This window comes from Curtobacterium sp. PhB170, assembly GCF_003752345.1.
Lineage (GTDB): Bacteria > Actinomycetota > Actinomycetes > Actinomycetales > Microbacteriaceae > Curtobacterium.
The window spans coordinates 214,377-232,675 of sequence record NZ_RJUM01000013.1; the positions used below are offsets into that span (position 1 = coordinate 214,377).

21 protein-coding genes and 1 riboswitch are annotated in these 18,299 nt (G+C 70.1%); of the genes, 16 read left to right on the plus strand and 5 right to left on the minus strand.

What is annotated here, in order from left to right; genetic code table 11:
• The first annotated feature begins 108 nt into the window (after positions 1-108).
• Positions 109-429 carry a hypothetical protein gene (locus EDF40_RS16625; protein WP_111085292.1) on the plus strand — a complete coding sequence of 107 codons (321 nt, stop codon included), beginning with the start codon at positions 109-111 and terminating at the stop codon, positions 427-429.
• A gap of 189 nt (positions 430-618) precedes the next feature.
• On the opposite strand, the gene EDF40_RS16630 is transcribed toward EDF40_RS16625, so the two are convergent.
• Together EDF40_RS16630 and EDF40_RS16635 are read right to left on the minus strand one after the other, a co-directional pair.
• Positions 619-1,551 (minus strand): aldose 1-epimerase family protein, encoded by a 933-nt coding sequence (locus EDF40_RS16630; RefSeq protein WP_123340926.1) that lies wholly within the window; start codon positions 1,549-1,551, stop codon positions 619-621.
• Positions 1,548-2,393 (minus strand): DeoR/GlpR family DNA-binding transcription regulator, encoded by an 846-nt coding sequence (locus EDF40_RS16635; protein WP_185003156.1) that lies wholly within the window; start codon positions 2,391-2,393, stop codon positions 1,548-1,550. The genes EDF40_RS16630 and EDF40_RS16635 overlap by 4 nt, the downstream gene beginning before the upstream one ends.
• Positions 2,394-2,457: 64 nt before the next feature.
• Here EDF40_RS16635 and galT point away from each other — a divergent pair, with 64 nt between their 5' ends.
• A complete protein-coding gene (gene galT, locus EDF40_RS16640; RefSeq protein WP_123340927.1) occupies positions 2,458-3,555 on the plus strand; it encodes a galactose-1-phosphate uridylyltransferase in 1,098 nt (365 codons plus the stop codon).
• A complete protein-coding gene (gene galK, locus EDF40_RS16645; RefSeq protein WP_123340928.1) occupies positions 3,552-4,688 on the plus strand; it encodes a galactokinase in 1,137 nt (378 codons plus the stop codon). The genes galT and galK overlap by 4 nt, the downstream gene beginning before the upstream one ends.
• A 123-nt stretch (positions 4,689-4,811) precedes the next feature.
• Here the strand turns inward: galK and EDF40_RS16650 are convergent, their stop codons facing one another.
• The 3 genes from EDF40_RS16650 to glyA all read right to left on the minus strand — a co-directional run bounded on the left by EDF40_RS16650 (position 4,812) and on the right by glyA (position 7,766).
• The gene (locus EDF40_RS16650; protein ID WP_123340929.1) at positions 4,812-5,315 is read right to left on the minus strand and encodes a hypothetical protein; all 504 of its coding nucleotides are present in this window, start codon (positions 5,313-5,315) and stop codon (positions 4,812-4,814) included.
• Between the two features lie 217 nt (positions 5,316-5,532).
• Complete coding sequence (locus EDF40_RS16655; RefSeq protein ID WP_243837126.1) at positions 5,533-6,465, minus strand: bifunctional 5,10-methylenetetrahydrofolate dehydrogenase/5,10-methenyltetrahydrofolate cyclohydrolase; 933 nt, start codon at positions 6,463-6,465, stop codon at positions 5,533-5,535.
• Entirely contained in the window at positions 6,462-7,766 is a 1,305-nt protein-coding gene (gene glyA / locus EDF40_RS16660; RefSeq protein ID WP_395862915.1) for a serine hydroxymethyltransferase, read from the minus strand. The genes EDF40_RS16655 and glyA overlap by 4 nt, the downstream gene beginning before the upstream one ends.
• Positions 7,767-7,819: 53 nt before the next feature.
• A riboswitch (ZMP/ZTP riboswitch) is annotated at positions 7,820-7,905 on the minus strand.
• 37 nt (positions 7,906-7,942) lie between these two features.
• Between glyA and clpS the strand changes: the two genes are divergently transcribed.
• The 13 genes from clpS (at position 7,943) to EDF40_RS18975 (ending at position 18,264) form a co-directional block, all read left to right on the plus strand.
• Positions 7,943-8,248 (plus strand): ATP-dependent Clp protease adapter ClpS, encoded by a 306-nt coding sequence (clpS, locus tag EDF40_RS16665; protein ID WP_185003162.1) that lies wholly within the window; start codon positions 7,943-7,945, stop codon positions 8,246-8,248.
• Complete coding sequence (locus EDF40_RS16670; RefSeq protein ID WP_123340930.1) at positions 8,245-8,721, plus strand: DUF2017 family protein; 477 nt, start codon at positions 8,245-8,247, stop codon at positions 8,719-8,721. The genes clpS and EDF40_RS16670 overlap by 4 nt, the downstream gene beginning before the upstream one ends.
• Positions 8,718-9,644 (plus strand): GNAT family N-acetyltransferase, encoded by a 927-nt coding sequence (locus EDF40_RS16675; RefSeq protein ID WP_123340931.1) that lies wholly within the window; start codon positions 8,718-8,720, stop codon positions 9,642-9,644. The genes EDF40_RS16670 and EDF40_RS16675 overlap by 4 nt, the downstream gene beginning before the upstream one ends.
• Positions 9,645-9,720: 76 nt before the next feature.
• Positions 9,721-10,146 carry a MarR family winged helix-turn-helix transcriptional regulator gene (locus tag EDF40_RS16680; protein WP_123340932.1) on the plus strand — a complete coding sequence of 142 codons (426 nt, stop codon included), beginning with the start codon at positions 9,721-9,723 and terminating at the stop codon, positions 10,144-10,146.
• 100 nt (positions 10,147-10,246) lie between these two features.
• Positions 10,247-11,590, plus strand: a complete 1,344-nt coding sequence (locus tag EDF40_RS16685; RefSeq protein ID WP_221180497.1) for an MFS transporter — start codon at positions 10,247-10,249, stop codon at positions 11,588-11,590.
• 39 nt (positions 11,591-11,629) lie between these two features.
• Complete coding sequence (gene purU / locus EDF40_RS16690) at positions 11,630-12,535, plus strand: formyltetrahydrofolate deformylase (protein ID WP_395862966.1); 906 nt, start codon at positions 11,630-11,632, stop codon at positions 12,533-12,535.
• Between the two features lie 8 nt (positions 12,536-12,543).
• Positions 12,544-12,951 (plus strand): YrdB family protein, encoded by a 408-nt coding sequence (locus EDF40_RS16695; RefSeq protein ID WP_123340934.1) that lies wholly within the window; start codon positions 12,544-12,546, stop codon positions 12,949-12,951.
• Positions 12,948-14,114, plus strand: coding sequence for an N-acetylglucosamine-6-phosphate deacetylase (gene nagA / locus EDF40_RS16700; protein WP_123340935.1), 1,167 nt, complete (start codon positions 12,948-12,950; stop codon positions 14,112-14,114). Before EDF40_RS16695 ends, nagA begins: the two co-directional genes overlap by 4 nt.
• 479 nt (positions 14,115-14,593) lie before the next feature.
• Positions 14,594-14,938 carry a hypothetical protein gene (locus EDF40_RS16705; protein ID WP_123340936.1) on the plus strand — a complete coding sequence of 115 codons (345 nt, stop codon included), beginning with the start codon at positions 14,594-14,596 and terminating at the stop codon, positions 14,936-14,938.
• Positions 14,939-15,054: 116 nt separating this feature from the next.
• A complete protein-coding gene (locus EDF40_RS16710) occupies positions 15,055-15,468 on the plus strand; it encodes a hypothetical protein (protein ID WP_123340937.1) in 414 nt (137 codons plus the stop codon).
• Positions 15,441-16,532, plus strand: coding sequence for a peptidoglycan-binding domain-containing protein (locus tag EDF40_RS16715; protein ID WP_123340938.1), 1,092 nt, complete (start codon positions 15,441-15,443; stop codon positions 16,530-16,532). The genes EDF40_RS16710 and EDF40_RS16715 overlap by 28 nt, the downstream gene beginning before the upstream one ends.
• Positions 16,529-17,164 (plus strand): ABC transporter ATP-binding protein, encoded by a 636-nt coding sequence (locus tag EDF40_RS16720; protein ID WP_123340939.1) that lies wholly within the window; start codon positions 16,529-16,531, stop codon positions 17,162-17,164. Before EDF40_RS16715 ends, EDF40_RS16720 begins: the two co-directional genes overlap by 4 nt.
• Entirely contained in the window at positions 17,161-18,264 is a 1,104-nt protein-coding gene (locus EDF40_RS18975) for a hypothetical protein (protein ID WP_148053893.1), read from the plus strand. Before EDF40_RS16720 ends, EDF40_RS18975 begins: the two co-directional genes overlap by 4 nt.
• Positions 18,265-18,299 lie beyond the last annotated feature (35 nt).

The following is an 18,299-nucleotide window of genomic DNA, read 5'->3' on the forward strand; positions in this document are numbered from 1 at the left end:
CATCAGCCTGCGCACAGCCGACTGTTGGGCTGCCGCCGATAGTGTCGTTCCCGGATCCGATCACCGGATCCTGCAGCACCGCACCACCACGAACGAACGGGGTACACCGTGATCGAGCCCATCGAAGCCACGCAGACCAGCAGCACCGGGGACGCGCGCCGCATCGTCGAGCTCGCCGCCGCGACCAACACGACGATGAGCAACGAGCTCCTGCTCGACACGCTCCGTCGCAACGCGCAGGTCACGACCCGGCACATCCGCAAGGACTTCATCGAGGTCGCGACGGCCACCGCGGTGCTCGGCTACGTGTGCCGACAGCGCAAGGACTTCATCGCCCTGCGCGGGGACGACCCGGCCTGGGCGCACGAGGTCGGGCGCTACGCCAGCGAGTCCCTCGCGGTCGAGGCGCTCCGCATGCGCCGCGGCTGACCCGCAGCTCCGAGACGACGAACGCCGCCCCGCACCGGGGCGGCGTTCGTGGTTCCAGTGGAGCGGTGACTCCCCCGCCGAAACGACAGATCGCCGGCCCCACCCGCGACAACTCCGCCAGAGCGACACTGTGCCGCGAACCTTCGGCGGGACGGAGTCGCTTTCGCGAGACGGGTTGCGGGGGGACGGTCAGGACCAGACGCGGCGGATGCCCCAGGTGCCCGTCCAGGTCTCGTCGGGCTCGAGCCACCGCAGGCCCTCGCCGGAGTTCAGGGCGTTGGCCGGAGCGGTCATCGGCTCGACCGCCACGGCCAGACCCTTCCCGTCGCCGCGGGGGTACTCCCGGGAGGTGAACACCTGCACGTACGGGAACGACGCGTCCTGCCAGAGCTGCACGCCGTCGCCCTCGGGGCCGTGCAGCGTCGTGTGGCGGACCCCGTCGGCGTCCGGGGTGATGTCGGAGTACGCGGTGTCGAGATCTGCGTCACCGGCACGCCGCCCCCGTCGCAGGTCGAACGGCGTGCCCTCCACCGACACGGACCCGTTCGGCACCTTCTGCTCGTCGACGGTGAAGGCGGTGGCGGCGTCGAGCGTGACGACGAGGTCGTCGGCCGGGGTGTCGCCGGCGCGCAGGTACGGGTGCGCCCCCACGGCGAAGGGCGCACGGACACCGGAGCGGTTCGTGATCTCGTGCGTCACCCGGATGCCGTCGTCGACGAGCTCGTGGTGCACGCGGGTCTCGAGGGTGAACGGCCAGCCGTGCTGCGGGTGGATCGTGGCTTCCTGCACGATCCCCGTCTCGGTCTGCGACACCACGCGGTACGGCGCGAAGCGGAGCAGGCCGTGCGACGCGTTGCCGTACTTCGGCTCCGAGACGTCCAGCTGCTGCCGCTTGCCGTCGAGCTCCCAGACCCCGCCGGCGACGCGGTTCGGCCACGGTACGAGCACGATGCCGTTGGCGCCGGGCGGCTGCTCGGTGACGGGGAACGGCTCGGTCAGGTCGAAGCCGGCGACGCGGAGTTCTCGGATGCCGGCGGCGACCTCGGTCACGACGGCCTCGACGACGCCGTCCGGTCCGGCGTGGTGCAGGCGGTACTGGCCACCGGTGGGTGCTGCGGTCATGGGGTGTGGTTCCTTCCGGATGTGTCCTCGCCGTCCGCGACGACGACCTCGACGCCGGCCGCCCGGATCGTGGCGACCGCGTCCGCCTCGGCCTCGGCGGTGACGACGACGTCGATGTCCTCGAGCGCGCGGACGACCCCGATGTGGGCCCGGCCGAACTTCGACCCGTCCGCGACGACGACGGTACGCCGAGCCGTGGCCGCGAGCACCCGCTTGGCCTCGGTCTCGGGCAGGTTGACGTTGGTCAGACCGTGCGCGACGTCTACACCGGTGCCACCGAGGAACACGATGTCGGCGGCGATCATCGGCAACAGGGTGTTGTTGAACGGTGCGACGAGCGAGTGCTGGAGCGGCCGGAGGGTGCCGCCGGTGACGATCACGGTGAACCGCGGCACGGCGCGTTCGAGGGCCAGTGCGGTCGTCAGCGAGTTCGTGACGACGGTGACGTCGGACAGCTCCGTGCGGGCGACGAGCGCCTCGGCGACCGCGGCCGGGGTGGTGCCGACGTCGAGCACGACGCACTCGCCGGACCGCACGAGCGCTGCGGCCGCACGGCCGATGGCGGCCTTGGCCACCTGGTGCTCGACGGCGGTCTCCTCGAAGGGGCGCTCGGTGGACCCGGCCCCGAGGCGGACCGCTCCGCCGTGCACCCGGCGGATCCGGGCCTCCTGGTCGAGGACCGCGAGGTCCTGCCGGACCGTCACCTCACTCGTGCCGAGCGACGCGGCCAGCGCGGCGGTCCGGACCATGCCGGGTGCACCCTCGACGATGGAGACGATGCGGTCCTGCCGCAGCGGCGCTGGCAGCGATCCGGCCAGGAAGGAGAGGTCGTCGTCGGTCACGGCTCTAGTTTCGCTTGCTTCCGAAGGCTTTCGCAACGCTTCGGATCGACGCTAGGCTGTTCCGGTGATCACCAAGCGCGTGACGAAGCTCGCGGACGGCCGCGACCTGTTCTACTTCGACGATGCGGACAGCACCCTGCCCGCTGAGCGTGCCATCGACGAGCGCGCGCTCGACCCTCGGCCCGAGACCGCGCGGATGCGCCAGGACGTCCTGACCGGCGAGTGGGTCTCCATCGCAGCGAGCCGGCAGAACCGTGCGTTCCTGCCGCCGGCCGACCAGGACCCGCTCGCGCCGCAGACACCGCAGAACCCGTCCGAGATCCCGAGCACCTACGACGTCGCCGTGTTCGAGAACCGGTCGCCGTCGTTCGGCCCCCTGCTCGAGGCCGATGACGCTCCGTCCTCGCTCCAGTCCTTGTCCGACGTCGGCCTGAACCGGCAGCTCCGCAGCGTCGGCCGGTGCGAGGTCGTGTGCTTCTCGCCCGCGACCGAGGGGTCCTTCGCGTCGATCTCCGAGTCGCGTGCCCGCACCGTGGTCGAGGCCTGGGCGGACCGGACCGCCGCGCTCTCCGCCATGCCCGGCATCCAGCAGGTGTTCCCGTTCGAGAACCGCGGCGAAGCGATCGGCGTCACGCTGCACCACCCGCACGGGCAGATCTACTCGTACCCGTACGTCACGCCCCGCACGCAGCGCTTGCTCGACTCCATCGAGCGCTTCGGGCCGGACCTGTTCGAACAGCATCTTGCGAACGAGCGGGCCTCGGACCGGGTCGTCCTGCAGGGCGAGCACTTCACGGCCTTCGTGCCGTTCGCCGCACGCTGGCCCATCGAGATCCACATGCTGCCGCACCGCCACGTCCCCGACTTCGCCGGTCTGACCGAGGCCGAGAAGGACGAACTGGCCCACATGCACCTGCGCCTGACGCGGGGCATCGACGAACTCTACGGCGACCCGACCCCGTACATCGCCGCCTGGCACCAGGCACCGGTGCACGTCGGGCGGGACACCGTGCGGCTCATGCTGCAGATCACGTCGCCGCGTCGGGCGGCGGACAAGTTGAAGTTCCTGGCCGGCAGTGAAGCCGCCATGGGCGCCTGGATCGGGGACCTCGTGCCCGAGAAGGCCGCCGAGTTCATCCGACAGGGAATCGAGCGAGCATGACGTTCCAGCAGGTCTACGGGTACGAGCCGGCGGTGCGGTACTCCGCCCCCGGTCGGGTCAACCTGATCGGTGAGCACACCGACTACAACGACGGGTACGTCCTGCCGTTCGCGATCGACCGGCGCACCACCGCGTCGATCGCCCCGCGGCCGGACCGTCTGCTGCGCGTCTCGTCTGCGTTCGACGCCGACACGGTGCTCGAGCTGTCGCTCGACGACCTCGACCCGTCGAACATGACCGGATGGTCGGCGTACGTCTTCGGCATCGCCTGGGCGCTCCGCGAGCAGGCCGGCGCGGACCTGTCCGACAAGACCGGGTTCGACGTCTTCATCGAGTCCGACGTCCCCGTCGGTGCGGGCCTGTCCTCCAGCGCCGCGATCGAGTGCGGTGTCGCACTCGCCTTCAACGACCTGTGGGAGCTCGGCCTCGACCGCAAGACCCTGGCGCGCGTCGGCCAGTACTCCGAGAACCACGCCGTCGGTGCCCCCACGGGGATCATGGACCAGTCCGCCTCCCTGCTCGGCGAGCAGGACGCCGTCGTGTTCCTGGACTGCCGCACGCTCGACACCGCCGTGGTCGACCTGGCGCTCGAGGCGAACGGGCTCGAGGTCCTGGTCATCGACACCCGGGTCGAGCACGCCCACGCCACCGGTGGGTACGCAGCTCGTCGGGCCTCGTGCGAGAAGGGTGCGCAGGTGCTCGGTGTCGAGGCCCTGCGTGACCTGAGCGTCGACGACCTGCCCCGTGCGCAGGAGCTGCTCGACGACGAGACCTTCCGCCGCGTGCGCCACGTCGTGACCGAGGACCAGCGCGTCCTCGACACCGTCCGGACGCTGCGCGAACAGGGCCCGCGGGCGATCGGTTCGCTGCTCGTCGCGTCGCACGAGTCGATGCGCGACGACTTCGAAATCTCCGTTCCGGAACTCGACCTGGCCGTCGCGGCCGCGGTCGAGCACGGTGCGGTCGGTGCGCGGATGACCGGTGGTGGGTTCGGTGGTGCGGCGATCGCGTTGGTCGGCCGGGAGGCCCGTGGTGCGATCACCGAGGCCGTCACCGCCGCCTTCGCAGCCGCCGGGTACCGCGAACCGAACGTCTTCACGGTGCACGCCGCGCAGGGCGCCCGCCGCGACTGAGCCCCTCGCCGAGTCTCGGGCCAGTACGGGCGAGACTCGGGCTGGGCGACCGTTCTCGCGGTGCCGCCCCCGAGAACGGTCGCTCACCGCGAGACTCGGGGCCGCGCGGCCGAGACTCGGGCGTCAGCGGGTCATGTGTCCCGTGGTGACGGTGACGCCGCCCCACGGGAAGCCGTGCGGGTGCAGCACCTCGTGCTGCACCTGGTCCATCACGACGTGGCCCTGCCACACCGTGTAGACCAGCACGCCGACGACGATGCACACCGGGACGGCCAGGTACGCCGAGTACCGCACGATGTCGCCGAGGGTGCGGTGCCCGGAGCGCGCGAGCGTCGGCGGCAGGACGATCCCGACGACGACCACGAGCAGCAGCAGTGCGAGTGCGGCCGGGGCGACGTGCCCTTCGACCTGCACCGTGACCGGCGCGGTCTCGAGGACCTTGCCGCCGTTGTCGATCCAGTTGTCGTCTGCGTCGACCCCGCCGTACCCCGACGACGTGCTCCAGAGCACCAAGTTCGGGGACAGCACCAGTGCGACGATCCCGACGAGTGCGAGTCCCCACGCACGCGGACGCAGCTTCCGACCGGCATGCGCCATCACGGGCGCGGTCTGGACGTTCTCCCCCATGCGGTGACCGTAGCACTGGGACTGGCTCCGCACCCGTCCCCCGAACGCGCGGGGCGGGGGCGAGCCGCGCCTCCCGGCCGCATCTGGACGCAACGGCCCCGCAAAGCGACAGAATCCCGCGAACTGTTCGCGGGATTCTGTCGCTTTCGCGGCACGGACAGCGGCACGAACCGCGGCACGAACCGCGGCACGGACGGACGAACCGACCGCCGCGCGCCTACTTCAGGTGGCGCTCCGCCGCCTCGACCACGTTCTTCATGAGCATCGCGCGGGTCATCGGGCCGACGCCGCCGGGCACCGGCGACATGAAGCCCGCGACGGACGCGACGGCGGGGTCGACGTCACCGTGCAGCTTGGCCTTCCCCGTCTCCTCGTTCACCACGCGGGTGATGCCCACGTCGATCACGGCCGCACCAGGCTGGACCCAGTCCGGCTTGACGAGCCCGGCGACCCCGGCGGCCGCGATGACGATGTCGGCGCGACGGCACTCCGCGGCGACGTCCGCCGTCAGGGAGTGTGTGAGCGTCGCCGTTGCCTCGAGGCGGGTCAGCAACAGGCCGAGCGGACGCCCGACGGTGAGGCCCTGCCCGATGATCGTGACGTGCGCGCCCCGGATCGGGATGTCGTATGCCTCGAGCATCGCGACGATGCCCCGCGGGGTGCACGGCAGCGGGGCGTCGATCGTGCCGGCACCACCGGGCACGGCGAGCACGAGCTCACCGAGGTTCGTCGGGTGCAGGCCGTCGGCGTCCTTCGACGGGTCCATCAGCTCGAGCATCGGCGTCGGGTCGATGCCCTCCGGCAGCGGGAGCTGCACGATGAACGCGGTGACCCGGGGGTCGTCGTTCATCTGCAGGATCGCGGCGCGGATGTCCGCGGCGGACGCCGTCGCGGGCAGGTCGATGCGGTGCGAGTCGAGCCCGATCTGCGCCGAGTCGCGGTGCTTGCCCGCGACGTAGGACAGCGAGCCCGGGTTCTCGCCGACGAGGATCGTGCCGAGCCCCGGACGGATGCCGTGCTCGTGCAACCGGTCGATGCGGACCCGCAGTTCGTCGAGGGTCCGGGCGGCGAGGGCGGTGCCGTCGATGCGGACGGCAGTGCCCTCCCCCGCCCATCGCTCGACGGGCAGGGGGCTCAGGGCGTCGCTCACGCGTAGAGGGGGAACGCGTCGGTCAGGGTCTTCACCCGGGCCGAGAGCGCTGCGATGTCCGGGTTCGGCATGAGGGTGAGCGCGATGATGTCCGCGACCTCGGTGAACTCGGCGTCGCCGAAGCCACGCGTGGCGAGCGCCGACGTGCCGATACGGACGCCCGAGGTGACCATCGGCGGACGCGGGTCGAACGGCACGGAGTTGCGGTTCACGGTGATGCCGACCTCGTGCAGCAGGTCTTCGGCCTGCTTGCCGTCGACCTCGGAGGTGCGCAGGTCGACGAGCACCAGGTGCACGTCGGTGCCACCGGTGAGGACGTCGACGCCGGCAGCGCGGGCGTCCGGATGCGTGAGCCGATCCGCGAGCAAGCGGGCGCCGCGGATGGTGCGCTCCTGGCGGGCCTTGAACTCGGGGGTGCCGGCGAGCAGGAACGCGGTGGCCTTGGCGGCGATCACGTGCATGAGCGGGCCGCCCTGCTGACCCGGGAAGACCGCGGAGTTCAGCTTCTTGAACAGGGTCTCGTCGTTGGACAGGATGATGCCCGAGCGGGGGCCGCCGAGGGTCTTGTGCACGGTCGACGAGACGACGTGGGCGTGCGGGACCGGGGACGGGTGCAGACCGGCGGCGACCAGGCCGGCGAAGTGCGCCATGTCGACCCAGAGCTTCGCGCCGACCTCGTCCGCGATCTCACGGAACTTCGCGAAGTCGAGCTGGCGCGGGTACGCGGACCAGCCGGCGATGAGGACCTTCGGCTGGTGCTCGATGGCCTTGGCGCGGATGTCGTCGTAGTCGACCTCGAACGTCTCGGGGTCGACGCCGTACGCCACGGCGTTGTAGATGCGGCCGGAGAAGTTGAGCTTCATGCCGTGGGTCAGGTGACCGCCGTGCGCGAGCTCGAGGCCGAGGATGGTGTCACCGGCCGAGGCGATGGCGTGCAGGACAGCGGCGTTGGCCGTGGCGCCCGAGTGCGGCTGGACGTTGGCGTACTCGGCCCCGAACAGCGCCTTGGCACGGTCGATGGCGAGCTGCTCGGCGACGTCGACGTACTCGCAGCCGCCGTAGTAGCGCTTGCCGGGGTAGCCCTCGGCGTACTTGTTGGTGAGGACGGAGCCCTGGGACTCGAGCACGGCGCGCGGCACGAAGTTCTCGGACGCGATCATCTCGAGGGTGTCGCGCTGACGGCCGAGCTCCTGCTGCAGGACGGCGGCGATCTCGGGGTCGACCTCGGTGAGCGGGGCGTTGAAGGCTGTGCGGTCGGTGTCGACGGAGCCGTCGACGGCGGGCAGATCGGTGATGGACACGGTTCTCCTACGTGGGTTGGCGACGACCGGTGGGTCGCGCACGGACGATCGGTCGGTGCAGCCCAGGCGTACGGCCGCGCACCGTGTCAGGTGTCGCTCCCCGATGGTGACCCATCCAACGCCAGTCGCGACGTGACGATCGTACCGAGCCGCCCGCCCTGTGTCACCCTGGATGCATGACCCTGACCTCGCCCGACGTGGACGAACGGACCACCCCGGACGAACGGACCAGTGCGCGCGCGGACACCCCGTGGGTCACCGTCGTGTGGGACGACCCGGTGAACCTGATGTCGTACGTCACCTACGTCTTCCAGCGGCACTTCGGTTTCGGTCGCGCGCAGGCGGAGCGGCTCATGCACCAAGTGGACACGGAGGGTCGGGCCATCGTGGCGACGGGTCCGCGCGAGGCGATGGAGGCCCACGTCCAGTCGATGCACGGCTACGGCCTGCAGGCGACCGTCGACAAGGCCCCCGAAGCGTGATCCCCTTCGTCCGCCGGGCCGACGGCGTCCACCTCGGCATGTCCTCCGGCGAGCGCGGGTTGCTGACGTCCCTGACCGAGCAGCTGCGCCAGGTGCTCGACGGCGACCTGACGGCGGACCCGGTGGCGACTCGGATGTTCCCGGACGCCTACCCGGACGACGACGACGCCAGCGCGGAGTTCCGCAAGTACACGCAGTCCGACCTGCTGGCGCAGAAGACCTCGAACGCGACGACCGTGCACGAGTGGCTGACGGGGACCCGCGACGGCGCCCTCGACCCCGAGGACGAGCAGGCCTGGCTCCGCACCCTGACCGACCTGCGGCTGACGATCGCCGACCGCCTCGGGATCGTCGACGCCGACGACGAGGAGCGTTCGGTCGAGGCCGACGCGGGCGTCGGCCTGCGCGACGTCTACGACTGGCTCGGCTACGTGCAGGAGCACCTGATCACGACGATGACCGACCCGCGGTGACGGTCACCTTCCGCGCGACCACCGAGGACGACCGGGAGGCCCTGCTCGCGTTCTCGACGTCGGAACCGGTCGCGTGGATCGGTCCGGACCGGTACCGCGCCGAGTCCGGCACGGACAACTACCGCCCGGGGTGGTCGTGGCTGGCCGTGCGTGACGGACGCCCGGTGGCACGGGCGCTCTGGTGGGGTGGCGCGGACGCCGAGGTGCCGTCGACGCTCGACGACCTGCTGGTGGCTCCGGACGTGCCCGAGGACGAGCGGGTGGCGATCGCCGCCGGGCTGATCACGGCGGCGACCGCTGCGTTCGGGGCGCGACCGGAGTGGATCGTCGACGTCGCGGTGGACTGGCACGACGACCCCGACGCCGTCGACGCGGTGTCGTGGCGCACGGCGGCCGCTCGGTCGGCGGGGCTCGGACGGTCGACGGAGCGGGTGAGTGTGGCGTGGACGCCGGACCGCGGAGTGCCGATGCCGTCCTCGCTGCGCTTCCGGGCCGGTGACGACGACGAGTTCGTGGACCTGTTCGCCCGTGTCTCCGTCGGAACCCTCGACGCCCACACCCGGGCGTCCGTCGAGGAGCTCGGCCCGCGGGGCGCCGCCGCCGACGACCTCGAGTTCTACCGCTCGCTGCCGGGGTCGCGTGCCGGTTGGCGGATCGCGCTCGACCCCGACGACCTGGTGGTCGGGTTCGTCCTGGCGACGCGGACGGCGTACGACGCGGCGATCAGCTTCATCGGCGTGCTGCCGCAGCACCGTGGGCGCGGTGTGGTCGACGGGCTGCTCGCCGAGGGGCTGCGCGTGCACGCCGAGGCCGGCGAGCCGAAGGTGGTCGGCACGACGGACGCGGCGAACACCCCGATGCGCCGGGCGTTCGAACGGGCCGGCTTCGTGGTGACGAGGCGCCGCATCGTGCTCGAGCGCTGAGTCGACCCGGAGCGGCGAGCGTCGAACTCGCAAGGCAGCCTTGCAAGTTGTGCTGTCGAAGTAGTACCGTGCCGGTATGGAATCACCCGATCCGACCGCGCTCGCCGGTGACCTGCTGACGCTGTACGGCCGGATCCGTCGCACGCTGCTGACCGGCAAGGCCGACGAGGTCACGGCGTCCCAGACCGCCGCGCTCGGCCGCCTGCTGCGGTACGGCGAGAGCACGGTCGCCGAGCTCGCCCGCGCTGAGGGCGTCCGACCGCAGTCGATGGGCGCGACCGTCCAGGCGCTCGAGGACCTCGGCCTCGTCGAACGACGTCCTGACCCCGCCGACGGCCGCCGTGCGCTCGTCCGCGCGACCGACCAGGGCGCCCGTGCCCGCGAGGACGCCTGGACCACCCGCACCCGCGTCCTGACCGACCGGCTCGCCGCGCTGCCCGACGCCGACCGCGACACCGTCGCCCGAGCGATCGCGATCCTCGCCCCGCTCACCGAACGCTGACCCCGGAAGAAGCACTCCCACGTCCACCTCGACCACTCCCACCCCCGTCGTCGCCCCGGACAGCACCGGCAGTGGCTTCGGTCCGAAGCTCCTCATCCCGGTGCTCGTCGGGCCGCTGCTCAACCCGATCAACACCACGATGGTGTCCGTCGCGCTCACGCCGATCTCCCGCGACCTGGGGATCGGTGCGGCGCAGGCGATCTGGCTCGTCGCCGCACTGTACCTGGCGAGTGCGATCGCGCAGCCGACGATGGGCAAGCTCGCCGACCGCTTCGGCCCGAAGAAGGTGTTCCTGACCGGGCTCGTGATCGTCGGTGTCGCCGGGGTCGTGCCCGAGTTCCTGACCGGCTTCGGCGGCGCGGTGTTCGCCCGTGTCCTCATCGGCATCGGCACCTCGTCGGCGTACCCGGCGGCCCTCACCACCCTCCGACAGCACTCGGCACGGATCGGGAAGCCGACCCCGCCGCTCGTGCTCGGAGCGCTGTCCATCACCTCGCTCGTGTCGGCGGCGGCCGGGCCTCCGCTCGGCGGCGCGCTGATCGCCGCGTTCGGCTGGCACGCGATCTTCCTGGTGAACGTCCCCCTGGCGGCGTTCGGCATCGTCGTGGCGTCGATGTGGCTGCCGTCCGACCGTCTCCGTCCGCGTGACGACGAGGCCCTGCCCGTCCGGCAGGCGCTCGACCCGTTCGGCATGCTGCTCATGACGGGCACCGTCTCGGCGCTGCTCGTGTTCCTGCTCGACCTGTCCGCCGGGCTGTGGTGGCTGCTCGCGGTGGCGATCGTGCTGCTCGTCGCTCTCGTGCTGTGGGAGCTGCGCGCGGTCCGGCCGTTCGTGGACGTCCGGATGCTCGCGCGGAACGGGGCGCTGTCCCGCACCTACGTGCGGCTGTTCCTGACCTACCTGCTCGCGTACACGATGACCTACGGGTTCTCGCAGTGGGTGCAGGACGTCGCCGGGTACTCGAGCGACGTCGCCGGGTACATCCAGCTCCCGGCCGCGATCGTGGCCGGGATCGCGTCGTTCGTCGTCGCCCGGAAGACCGCCGTGCGCGGACCCCTGATCGTCGCGGCCGTCGTGCCGATCGTCGGCGGGGCACTCCTGCTCTTCCTGCACACCGGGTCGCCGGTCGTGCTGCTCGCCCTGGCGCCGGCGCTGTTCGGCGTCCCGCAGGCCCTGGCGTCGGTGTCGAACCAGGCGGCGCTGTACCGGCTCGTGCCCGCGTCGTACATCGGCACCGCGGCCGGGCTGTCCCGCACGGCGGTGTACATCGGGGCGATCGGGGCCTCGTCCCTCATCGGTGGCGTGTTCGGCCAGGCCCCGACCACACCGGACCTGCACGTGCTGGCGTGGGTGATCCTCGGCGTCGCGGTGCTCCTGACGGTCCTGACCCTGGCCGACCGCCGCCTCCGCGCCGACCGCTCACGTCCCGCGCCCGCTTCGTGAGCAGAAATGGTCGGGTCGGGTGACGGCACTCGACCATTTCTGCGCACGAAGCACCGCGCTCGCCGCGCCCGGTACCCTGATCCGGTGACCGACCCGACCCCCACGCACTGGACCCTGACGCTCGTCTGCGACGACCAGCCCGGGATCGTGCACGCCGTCTCCGGAGCGGTCGTCGCCGCCAACGGCAACATCACCGAGTCGCAGCAGTTCTCGAGCGTCGACACGAACACGTTCTTCATGCGCCTGCAGGTCATGGCGCCGGTGGACCGTGCGACCTTCGAGGCTGCCCTCGCCCCCGTCGCCGCCCGGTACGACGCCCGCGTCCAGCTCGACGTCGTCGGTCGCCCGCTGCGCAGCCTCGTCCTCGTGTCGAAAGCCGGCCACTGCCTCAACGACCTGCTCTACCGCCAGCGCGGTGGGCAGCTGCCGATCGAGGTCCCCCTCGTGCTGTCCAACCACCCGGACCTGTCCGAGCTCGCGTCGTTCTACTCGGTGCCGTTCGAGCACCGTCCGGTCACCGACGCGGACAGCAAGGCGGCCATGGAGCGCCGTGTCCTCGACGCGGTCGAGGAGCACGACATCGAACTCGTCGTCCTCGCCCGCTACATGCAGATCCTGTCGCCGGAGCTCTGCGCGGCGCTCGAGGGCCGCGCGGTCAACATCCACCACTCGTTCCTGCCCGGCTTCAAGGGCGCGAACCCCTACCGCCAGGCGCACGCCCGCGGCGTGAAGCTCATCGGTGCGACGGCCCACTTCGTCACGAGCGACCTCGACGAGGGCCCGATCATCGAGCAGAACGTCGTGCGTGTGGACCACACGAAGGACCCCGCCGAGCTGGTCTCCATCGGCCAGGACGAAGAGTCCCGCACCCTCACCCAGGCAGTGCGCTGGATCGCCGAGGACCGCGTCCTGCTCGACGGCGCCCGCACCATCATCTTCAAGTAGGCAGCACCATGACGAACGCCCCGCAGTCCCCCGTCGACTGGGAAGCAGTCCCCGGCCCGGCGCCCGCCGGCAAGCGGCGACGGCCGTTCGACGTCTGGCGCGTGCTCCGCGTCCTGGTCTGCACGTTCGGTCTGCTCTCCCTGGCGTTCTGGGGCTACTGGTCGTGGCAACTCCCCCTGCCCGGCTACCTGTTCATGGTCGGCGCCCCACTGTTCGCGGCCGTCGTCTGGTGCTTCTTCCGCTCGCCGGCGTCGCCGATCGAGACCGACATCGTCGGCAAGACGATCGTCGAGGTCGCCCTGGTCATCGCCGCAGGCGCGACCTGGATCTCCATCGGCCACCCGGTCGTGGGCTTCGTCTTCATCGTGATCGCCGCCCTGAGCGGCGTGATCGCGTTCCGCAGGGAGACCGCATGACCGCCACGGGCCTCCAGGCCGGCCGGGAGGCCCAGCACACCCTGGTGCGCGCATCCCGCGTCGTCGACGCGGCCGGGTCCACTGCGGACGGCTGGGTCCTGCTCGCCGGCGACGTGGTGCACGCGATCGGCTCCGGCCCCGAAGCCCCCGCGGCGGACCAGGTCGTCGACCTGGGCGACGCGGTCCTGACGCCCGGGTTCATCGACCTGCACGGGCACGGCGGGGCGACCGAGTCGTACGAGGACGACTCCTTCGCCCGATCGCTGGCCGTCCACCGGGCGCACGGCACGACCCGGTCGGTCCTGTCCCTCGTCGCGAACCCGGTCTCCGCCCTCGCGGACTCGCTTGCACGGATCCGTGCCGTGATGGCGGCAGACCCGCTCGTGCTCGGCGTGCACCTGGAGGGGCCGTTCCTGTCCCCGCACAACAAGGGCGCCCACAACGAGTCGTTCCTCATCGACCCGTCGCCCGCAGCGGTCGACGCACTGCTCGAGGCCGGCGAGGGCGTCATCCGCCAGGTCACCATCGCGCCGGAACTGCCGGGCGCGCTCGACGCCGTCCGCCGGTTCGTCGCCGCCGGGGTCACCGTCGCCGTCGGGCACACCGTCGGCACCTACGACCAGGCCCGTGCCGCGTTCGACGCCGGTGCGACGCTGCTGACCCACGCGTTCAACGCGATGCCGGGGCTGCACCACCGCGCCCCGGGGCCGATCGGTGCCGCGGTGGCCGACGACCGCGTGACGCTCGAGCTCATCCTCGACGCCGTGCACGTGCACCCGGTCGTCGCGGACACCCTGCTCCGCGCCGCCCCGGGCCGGTTGGCGCTCATCACCGACGCCATGGGTGCTGCGGGCGCTGCCGACGGCTCGTACCGGCTGGGATCGCTCGACGTCACCGTGACCGACGGCGTCGCGCACGTCGCCGGGACCGACACCATCGCGGGGTCGACGTTGACGCAGGACGTGGCGTTGCAGAACGCGGTCTCGCTCGCCGGACGGACGCTGCCCGAGGCCGTTGCGGCCCTGACGAGCGTGCCGGCCGCGGCGCTGGGGCTCGGCGACCGGCTGGGGCGGCTCGCGCCGGGGTACGCGGCCGACCTCGTGGCGCTGTCACCGGCGCTCGAGGTGCAGCGGGTGTGGGGCGGCGGGCGCGAGCTGCGCTGAGCCGGAGCAGCAGGGCGACCACACCGACCACGGAGGCGACGACCCCGATGGCGTCGACGATCACGAATCGGACGGCGACACGAACACCGCAGCGATGAGCAGCAGCACCCTGATCCAGGTCGTTGCGCGGAGCGCGGCCGGTACTCGGGCGCGCTGGTTCGGTGTCGCAGGCCGGGCTCTTGGCGCCCTCGGTCTCCCAGTCGGCGCGTTCAGACCCGGTGCCCCTGTCGGGCAATCATAGGGGGCGGCCGCGCACATGCGTCAGCACATTCCGCAACGTCGCTCGTTCCCTCGTTCCCTCGTTCCCTCGTTCCCTCGTTCCCTCGTTCCCTCGTTCCCTCGACGGGGTCATAGCCCACTTGCGGAACACACCTCCCTCCATCGCACGACACGCCTGTGATGCACTGATCTTGCACATATTACGCGCTAGATGGATGATGTCGGAAGCTCGGCACTGAGGCCGGATATGAGAGGGAGTAATGATCACGAAGATGATGTTCAGCGTGGCTGCCACGGCCGCCCTGACGGTAGGCCTGCTTGCTACGCCGACGCCCGCGAATGCCGCGCAGGCTGGCACCGGAAAGCTCAACTGTCAGCCCAGCGGCAAAGAGGTGCACACCGTGTCGAACTCGCGGGGCAATGTGCGACACGACATCTACGGTGCGAAGGGTCACTCAACACCGTGGGCCCACACGAACTCCGTCACGATGGGGTACTCCTCGACGTACGCAAGCTGGGACTCGCACCACGTCTGGGAGTACTACTCCGATGGAGGCAAGGTGTTCGGCTCCGCCATGAAGTCGGCATCGGTTCGATGCCGATGAGCGTGGTCGGGCGGGTGTGTCGAAGCTCCGCCGGGTTGCTTGCGCTCTGCGCCGCCGCCATGTTGGGCGGGTGCACAACGACCACGTCCGCACCGTCTGCCGATACCTCCTCAGCGGTGAGCAGCGTCCGCAGCAAATACCCGGAACCCGTCGATCTTGCGGAGGCGCGAGCGAAGTGTCTGACCAAAGCAGGGTGGGCGGTGTCGGTCCAGGAAGACGCATCGATCAGTGTCGACCTCAAACCGGGCACCGAGGCCGACTACCGCCATGACGATGACCAGTGCCTGAAGCGCCTCGGCATCGATCCTGACGCGTCTCCGTCACGGACGCAGCTCAGGCAGGCGTACGAGGCATCGGTGCAGGGTGCAGCCTGTCTCCGCGAAGCTGGTTGGACGATCTCGACTGCGCCGACCTTCGACACCTTCGAGGACCACTACGACTCCGACCCGTGGTATCCGTGGGCCGAGGTTCCAGATGAGGACTTCGCTGAGGCGGCAAGATCATGCCCGACGCCGGAACCGACCTACTAGTCGGTGGACGTGCGGCTCCGAAGTGGCCGATGGTGTTGATGATTATTGCCACCTTCGTGACGCTCGGAATCGCGCTCTTGTCGTTGTGGCGTATCCAGACCGACGTTGCTCCACCCCCAACGGCGCAGCCCTACGCCGTCGCCACGGCACGTGCTGGGGTCGTTGGCCAGTCTGCCGCGATCCGAGCTGAGGTGCGTTGGGGCCGGACTCCGGTCGCCCGCAACCTCCTGACCGGAACGGTGACCTCCGTTGCACTCGAAGACACCGCGATGGCGCACACCGGGCAGGAACTCTATTCAGTCGACCTCCGTCCGGTTCACGTGGCGGCCGGCTCGACACCGGCCTTCCGGGACCTCGAAGAAGGGATGACCGGACCGGACGTCCGGCAACTGCAGGCAATGCTCGCCGTCCAGGGTTGGCTGCGCTCCTCTCCCGACGGGATCTTCGGCCCCTCAACGAAATCGGCTTTGAAGGGTTGGCAACTGTCCGAAGGCGAAGAGGCAACTGGCGCCGTCGCCAGAGGCCGCGTGCTCTTCGTGTCCACTCTCCCCGCACGGCTGTCGCTGGACACGCAAAATGTCAGCGTGGGCGCGCTACTCGCCGGCAACGAGCCAGCGGTAGTCGAGCTCGCTTCCGATCCACGGATTGAAGCAGCGCTCTCAGCGGACCTTCTTGCCAGCGTTCGAGACGGCGCAACGTCGACGCTCGCCGCGCAGGGATCGACCTGGTCCGGTGTGATCCGCTCCACTGAAGTCGGTGAGGACGGCACCGGCAAGGCCGTTCTCGGTCAGAGCGATGGCTCGTCGTGTGGCGAAGACTGCCCGTTCGTACCCGGATCGGAGGACTCTGTGCAGGTCCGGGGAGAAGTCGTCCTAGTCCCCCGCACTGAGGGCACTGTCGTACCCATTGCCGCCATACGTTCCGCCGGCACCGATATGTACGTTGTCGATGCGACAGGGCATCGTCACCTCGTGACCATCCTCGCGTCCGCATCGGGACGAGCTGTCGTCGACGGGATCGAGCCCAGCATGCGGGTGCGGATCAGTTCGGATGCGTCCGAATGATTCGTGTGGACGCTGTCTCGCATTCCTACGACCGCCGCCATCCGATCATCAACCAGGTCTCGACCACTTTCGACATCGGAGAAATGGTCGCACTCACAGGCCCCTCGGGTCGGGGCAAATCGACATTGCTGTTCATCATCGGCCTGCTCCTGAAGCCGACGGCCGGCACGGTTTCGATTGCTGGCCTAGATACCGCACGGATCTCGGACAGACGACGTTCGATGCTCCGAGCAGAAGCATTCGGCTACCTGTTCCAAGACGCCGCGCTCGACCCGAGTCGGACCGTCCTTGCGAACGTCACGGAGCCGGCCCTCTACGCGCAAGCGACGCACCGCAAGTATCTGCGCGGGGACGCGTTGGACCTCCTCGGGTCCCTCGGCGTCGATCAGCGCGCCGACGCGCTCCCAAGGCAGATTTCGGGAGGCCAGGCACAACGGATCGCACTCGCTCGTGCCCTGATTCTGCGCCCACCGATCGTCGTCGCGGACGAACCCACAGCGAGTCTCGACAGCGACAGCGCTGCGGCAGTCGTCGACACGCTGAGCGCGTACGGCCGGGCGGGTAACACAGTAGTCGTAGCCACCCATGACCAGCGTGTGATTCGAGCGAGCGATCGCGAGGTCCGATTGTGATCCTGACCTGGGCTCTGACCTGCTCAGAGGTCGCTGTCATAGCTCGGACGAAGTGGCTCCTTTCGAGCATCATTGCTCTGATAACCGGAGCAGGGCTCGGGCTGACGATGATCGCGACAGCGCAGAGCTCGAGCCTTGCCGACTCGGTACTCGCCGAGCTCGCCAGCGTTGAAGCACGAACCCTCACGGTTCAGGGCGCGCCCGCTGATCATCTTCGCTCAAGCACGTTGGCGGTCCTCGACGGCGTGGACGGGGTCGAGTCAGCGATCGCGTCGGGACCCGCCACAGACATGAGGAACCGAGCCATACCAGGTGGAGTGGCAGTCCCGAGCCGCCGCATCTGGGCGCACAATTGGTCGCAGCTCGGCCTTCCCGAGCCTCCGCGCGGTGACGCGGATACCTCCGCGTTCGCCACCAAGAATGCGATCGCCCTGCTCGGAATTGGGTCGCTCCCCGCCACGGTCGTGAACGCATCTGGCTCCACCAACGCCGTCGTAGGCCACCTCGACTCGTCCCGAGCGGCCGCCAGCGGGCTAACCGGACTGGTTGTCCCGACTCCTGATTCGAGACCAGGAGACGTCACGCGAATCGTCATAGTCGCCCGCTCGGCCGAACGCGTGGCGCCTCTGGCACGCGTCATGCGCGCCGCCCTTCCTGATAATCCATCACCAACGGTAAGGATCCGCACCAGCGACGCCGTCGCGCGACTCTCGGGCCCCATCGGACTTCAACTCGATTCCTTCAGCCGAAGCCTGATCTTGACCGCGATTGTCGGCTCGGGAATGCTGGTGGCGATCGTTCAGGCCGGACTCGTGCTCCTGCAGCGGAAAGACTTCGGCAGGAGACGCGCCCTCGGCGCGTCCCGACCGATGATCATTGCGCTCATCGCCGGACACACTCTGGCCGCGTCCGCAACCGGAGCAGCCCTTGGAGGCATCGCGACCATCATCGGACTGCGCTTTTCAGGACTCCCCGCTCCGCCCGGGGCACTCGCCATGGCGTTCGCAGCCATCTTGGTGACCGTCACCGTTGGACTCGCACTGGTCCCCGCAGCAGTTGCCTCCAGACTCGATCCCGCGTCGGAGATGCGATCACCGTAGATACGACGAGATCACCCTCAGGCGAGACCGCTCAC

Excerpts from the sequence above, each read along its gene's own strand:
- EDF40_RS16630 (WP_123340926.1), bottom strand. The coding sequence starts at position 1,551 with ATGACCGCAGCACCCACCGGTGGCCAGTACCGCCTGCACCACGCCGGA.
- galK (WP_123340928.1), top strand. The coding sequence starts at position 3,552 with ATGACGTTCCAGCAGGTCTACGGGTACGAGCCGGCGGTGCGGTACTCC.
- EDF40_RS16650 (WP_123340929.1), bottom strand. The coding sequence starts at position 5,315 with ATGGGGGAGAACGTCCAGACCGCGCCCGTGATGGCGCATGCCGGTCGG.
- clpS (WP_185003162.1), top strand. The coding sequence starts at position 7,943 with ATGACCCTGACCTCGCCCGACGTGGACGAACGGACCACCCCGGACGAA.
- EDF40_RS16680 (WP_123340932.1), top strand. The coding sequence starts at position 9,721 with ATGGAATCACCCGATCCGACCGCGCTCGCCGGTGACCTGCTGACGCTG.
- EDF40_RS16695 (WP_123340934.1), top strand. The coding sequence starts at position 12,544 with ATGACGAACGCCCCGCAGTCCCCCGTCGACTGGGAAGCAGTCCCCGGC.
- nagA (WP_123340935.1), top strand. The coding sequence starts at position 12,948 with ATGACCGCCACGGGCCTCCAGGCCGGCCGGGAGGCCCAGCACACCCTG.
- EDF40_RS16705 (WP_123340936.1), top strand. The coding sequence starts at position 14,594 with ATGATCACGAAGATGATGTTCAGCGTGGCTGCCACGGCCGCCCTGACG.
- EDF40_RS16715 (WP_123340938.1), top strand. The coding sequence starts at position 15,441 with ATGCCCGACGCCGGAACCGACCTACTAGTCGGTGGACGTGCGGCTCCG.
- EDF40_RS16720 (WP_123340939.1), top strand. The coding sequence starts at position 16,529 with ATGATTCGTGTGGACGCTGTCTCGCATTCCTACGACCGCCGCCATCCG.